The sequence below is a fragment of the Protofrankia sp. CiP3 genome, from assembly GCF_917627345.1.
Classification (GTDB): Bacteria; Actinomycetota; Actinomycetes; order Frankiales; family Frankiaceae; genus Protofrankia.
This window is the reverse complement of sequence record NZ_CAKJTM010000209.1, coordinates 1-3,569: the sequence shown is the minus strand read 5'-3', so window position 1 is coordinate 3,569 and position 3,569 is coordinate 1. Positions and strand designations below refer to the sequence as shown.

The window sequence follows — 3,569 nt, the reverse complement described above, 5'->3', positions numbered from 1 at the left end:
CCCGGGCGCCAACCGGCAAGGAACTACTGAGGCGCTGCACTAGTTATGGCATCCGAACGGCCAGTGGCGGCAGCCCGACTATCCACAGGCTGCTACGCCACTGACCGTTCCACCGCTACTCCCCGGCTACCGCCCCAGCCCTAGGCCCGGGGTGGTCTGGCGCGCACCAGCGGCGGGTTCGCCGCGGCGAGGGTATCTGCGGCGCGCCGCCGTGGCCCTGGCCGGCACTTCGCCACGTCCTCACCATCCCGTCCTACGATCTGATCCTGGATTGGCCGTCGGTGACGAAGTAGCCTCGGCACTGCCTGAGATTCGCTACCTCGACGTGGCTGACCTGTTCACTCCACGCCGGCGATCAGTTCGCGCAGGGCCGCCACGTGCGCCCTGAGGGCGGCGCGCCCCGCCGGGGTCAGTGAGATCCAGGTGGTTCGCCGCCCGGCGTGCATGCCTTTTCGGCTGCGCACATACTCATCCGCCGCCAGCGCGCTCACGTGCTTGGATAGCACCGAGTCGCTCACCGCGAGGTTTTCGCGCAGCTTGGCGAACTCGGCCTCGGACACGGCAGTGAGCATTGTCATCAGTTTGAGCCGGACTGGGGCCTGCAGAATCGGGTCGAGTTCTGCCATCACCGCAGGGCCACGAGAGCGGCCAGGAACACCAGAGCAAGCACAGCCGCGGCGACCAGGACGACGGTCTGCTCACCGCGGCTGTGCTCGGCCGGCGCGCCCTGGTAGCTGTGCCACCAACGCCGCCCGGCCCAGGCGTAGGCGGCACCACCGGCCACCGCGGCGATCGGCGTGAGCCACCCTGCGCCCGCGAGGGCCGCCCAGGTCGCCAGCGCGAAGGCCGCGACATACGTGATGGATGCCAGACCCGCCGTCCCGAGGAGCACCTGGCTGGCCAGGCCGCCAAGCCATGCGCCGTTGATCCGGCGGAATCGTGCCAACTGGACGGCCGCGACCAGGACGAAGACCAGGGCGCCGCCGGCCAGCATCAGCATCCCCCCGGTCTCCTGGTCAGCGACACCTGTTGCGCCGGTGCCGATCTGGACGGCGATGGCCGCACCGATCGAACTGTAGAAGTAGGACGGCAGCCGCAGGCTGCTCGCCAGCCGTGTGCGGGCGGACTCGGCATCCGCTATCGCGGCCTGGGCCTCGGACGGGGCGATTGGGCGCTCTGAGCTTGCCATATTGGAAAGTATGAGACACGCTTTCCAATATGGCAAGTTCGTCGCGGCGATCGAGTGACGCAGCGCCCCCGGCTACCGCCCCGGCCTCGACACCATCGCCGCGTTCCTCGCCGAGCCCATCCCGTGACCGGCGAGGTCCACCTCGACGTGGACGGGACATCGGCGTACGCCTGGCTGACCGTCGCGGGCGTCGAGTTCGGGTTCCACCAGGCCGACGACGAGCGCAACCCGCGCGGCCGGATCCCCGGTCGTGTAGCCTGTCTTCCGCACATCACCCACGCTGACCTGCGGCGATCACCGAGAGCGGCGACCGTTGCAACGCCCTGACCAGCAGCGATGCGGCATGTGCGGAGAACGGGGTGTAGTGGGCCGTCGCCAACCTGGACGCCGCCCACGCCCGGCTGCTCGCCGCCGGCTGCACCCACCACCGAGGTCCGCTGACGGTGACCGAGGGCCGGCGGATCTGCCAGGTCACCGACCCCTTCGGAAACGGTCGTCGGCATCGAAGGCCCCTGAGCCTCCGGCCAGTCGCGCCGAGTCGGCTCAGCTGGTGGCAGCCGCGGTGGTGGTGCGCAGGTAGCTGTACACCGTCTCGCGGCTGACGCCGAACTCCCGAGCCAGGTCGGACTTCCGCTCGCCGGCGGCGGCACGCGCGACCAGCTCCCGGGCCTGGCCCGGGGTCAGGGCGGGTTTGCGTCCGGTGTAGGCGCCGCGCTGCTTGGCAGCGGCGATGCCCTCGCGCTGGCGCTCGAGGATCAGGGCGCGCTCGAACTCGGCGAACGCGCCCATGACGGAGAGCAGCAGGGTCGCCATCGGCGAGTCCTCGCCGGTGAAGGTCAGGCCCTCCTTGACGAACTCGACCCGCACCCCTTAGCCGTGAGGGTCCGCACAAGGCGGCGCAGATCGTCGAGATTACGCGCGAGCCGGTCCATCGAGTGCACGAGCACGGTGTCGCCCTCGCGGACGAACGCGAGCATCTCGTCGAGCTTCGGCCGATCGGCATCCTTCCCGGACGCCTTGTCCGTGAACAGCCGCTCGACCTCGACCCCGTCGAGCTGACGCACGGTGTTCTGGTCGGCGCAGCTCACCCTGACGTAACCGACCCGCATCCGCTCCCAGCCCCCTCGCCACCCGAAATGTCAGGATGTCCAGCAACACGCGGGTTGACGCCACACTCATGCAGGTATGTCGGCCCGGTACCCTCGCCGTACCGACGGGCATGGTCGGCCGCGGGGCAGCGAGCGGCACCCACTACCCCGCGGGGCGCTAGCGGATTCGCTATCATTGACGGTATGGGATCGACCCGCAGTAGTGCGGACGCTGACGTGCAGTCCACGGCGGCGAAGCTGGTGTCCACGGCGCGAGGCAGGCGAGGCATGTCGCAGCGGGAGCTCGCGCGTGCAGCCAACGTACCGCAGTCAACCGTGGGGATGATCGAGTCCGGTCGGCGGCAGCCTTCGGTCGCGATGCTCGAACGGCTCCTGGACGCCGCAGGCTTCCACCTCGAGACACGCCTGGTCAACACGATTCGGCCCTCCCAGCTGTTGGAGCGGTACCGCACAGACATCGCGGAAGCTTTCGCTCGTTACCCCATCACCCGAGCCTGGGTCTTCGGCTCCGTCGCCCGCGGCGACGACCGGCCCGACTCCGACCTCGACCTGCTGGTCGAACTCACATCAGGCGCTTCGGTGGTGGATATTTTCAGCCTCATCGAGGATCTTTCAGCGCTCCTCAGCTGCAAGGTCGACATCGTGACCACTACGGAGATGGAGTCCAACGATCTGTTTCGCCGAAGTGTCGACCGTCACCGCCACCCATTCGATTTCGCCGCCTGATGGGGGAACGCACCGCGGAATACCTGCTCTACCTCGACGCCACCCTGACCGAGATAGCGCATCTGGCAGCACGCGGTCGCGCGGCCTACGACTCGGATATCGCGGTCGCGCGAGCCTGTCAATACAGCATCATTCGCCTCACAATCGATCTGGAGCGTCTCGGTGAACCCTGGCTCCAGGCCCACCCCGATGTGCCGTGGAGCGTCATCAGAGGCATGCGCAACCGCGTCGCACACGATTACCTGACAGTCAACGACGACATCGTCTGGGCCGTCGTCACCCAACACGCACCAGAACTCCGCCAGGTCCTCACCGCCGAGATCGACGCCGCCCGCTCATCGCTCGATATCGGCGGCAAATAATCCCCCGCATCACAGGGACGCTGGTAGCCGTCGCATCCGGCCGGACACGACGGCTACCAGCGATAGGTCAGGCCGGCTGGGCGAGCGCGTACTCGGGGTCGCCGTGGACAGCTGACCTGAAGTCCACTGTCCGAGAGGAAAGAGCGCCATGGGGTCAACACTCCGGAAGTACACGCAGGAGTA

At 68.1% G+C, this 3,569-nt stretch carries 7 protein-coding genes and 1 pseudogene; 3 read left to right on the top strand and 5 right to left on the bottom strand.

From position 1 onward, the window contains the following. Nucleotides 1-338 precede the first annotated feature (338 nt). From MJ797_RS26355 to MJ797_RS26340, 4 genes are all read right to left on the bottom strand, one after another. Entirely contained in the window at nucleotides 339-626 is a 288-nt protein-coding gene (locus tag MJ797_RS26355; RefSeq protein ID WP_239342385.1) for a transcriptional regulator, read from the bottom strand. Next, the gene (locus tag MJ797_RS26350) at nucleotides 626-1,189 is read right to left on the bottom strand and encodes a hypothetical protein (protein ID WP_239342383.1); all 564 of its coding nucleotides are present in this window, start codon (nucleotides 1,187-1,189) and stop codon (nucleotides 626-628) included. The genes MJ797_RS26355 and MJ797_RS26350 overlap by 1 nt, the downstream gene beginning before the upstream one ends. A gap of 72 nt (nucleotides 1,190-1,261) precedes the next feature. Next, nucleotides 1,262-1,459 (bottom strand): hypothetical protein, encoded by a 198-nt coding sequence (locus tag MJ797_RS26345; RefSeq protein ID WP_239342381.1) that lies wholly within the window; start codon nucleotides 1,457-1,459, stop codon nucleotides 1,262-1,264. A 1-nt stretch (nucleotide 1,460) separates the two neighbouring features. Continuing rightward, entirely contained in the window at nucleotides 1,461-1,664 is a 204-nt protein-coding gene (locus tag MJ797_RS26340; RefSeq protein ID WP_239342379.1) for a hypothetical protein, read from the bottom strand. On the opposite strand from MJ797_RS26340, the gene MJ797_RS27715 reads away from it, so the two are divergent. Continuing rightward, on the top strand, nucleotides 1,570-1,791 hold the full coding sequence (locus tag MJ797_RS27715; RefSeq protein ID WP_374583024.1) for a VOC family protein: 222 nt from the start codon (nucleotides 1,570-1,572) through the stop codon (nucleotides 1,789-1,791). The two genes, MJ797_RS26340 and MJ797_RS27715, sit on opposite strands and share 95 nt — an antisense overlap. Here MJ797_RS27715 and MJ797_RS27240 read toward each other — a convergent pair. Continuing rightward, a pseudogene (locus MJ797_RS27240) lies at nucleotides 1,733-2,298 on the bottom strand (recombinase family protein). The gene MJ797_RS27715 and the pseudogene MJ797_RS27240 overlap by 59 nt on opposite strands. 183 nt (nucleotides 2,299-2,481) lie before the next feature. Here MJ797_RS27240 and MJ797_RS26325 point away from each other — a divergent pair. Next, on the top strand, nucleotides 2,482-3,024 hold the full coding sequence (locus MJ797_RS26325; protein ID WP_255739539.1) for a helix-turn-helix domain-containing protein: 543 nt from the start codon (nucleotides 2,482-2,484) through the stop codon (nucleotides 3,022-3,024). Continuing rightward, nucleotides 3,024-3,386, top strand: a complete 363-nt coding sequence (locus tag MJ797_RS26320; protein ID WP_239342375.1) for a DUF86 domain-containing protein — start codon at nucleotides 3,024-3,026, stop codon at nucleotides 3,384-3,386. The genes MJ797_RS26325 and MJ797_RS26320 overlap by 1 nt, the downstream gene beginning before the upstream one ends. The last annotated feature ends 183 nt before the right edge of the window (nucleotides 3,387-3,569 follow it).

Excerpts from the sequence above, each read along its gene's own strand:
- MJ797_RS26355 (WP_239342385.1), bottom strand. The coding sequence starts at position 626 with ATGGCAGAACTCGACCCGATTCTGCAGGCCCCAGTCCGGCTCAAACTG.
- MJ797_RS26350 (WP_239342383.1), bottom strand. The coding sequence starts at position 1,189 with ATGGCAAGCTCAGAGCGCCCAATCGCCCCGTCCGAGGCCCAGGCCGCG.
- MJ797_RS26325 (WP_255739539.1), top strand. The coding sequence starts at position 2,482 with ATGGGATCGACCCGCAGTAGTGCGGACGCTGACGTGCAGTCCACGGCG.
- MJ797_RS26320 (WP_239342375.1), top strand. The coding sequence starts at position 3,024 with ATGGGGGAACGCACCGCGGAATACCTGCTCTACCTCGACGCCACCCTG.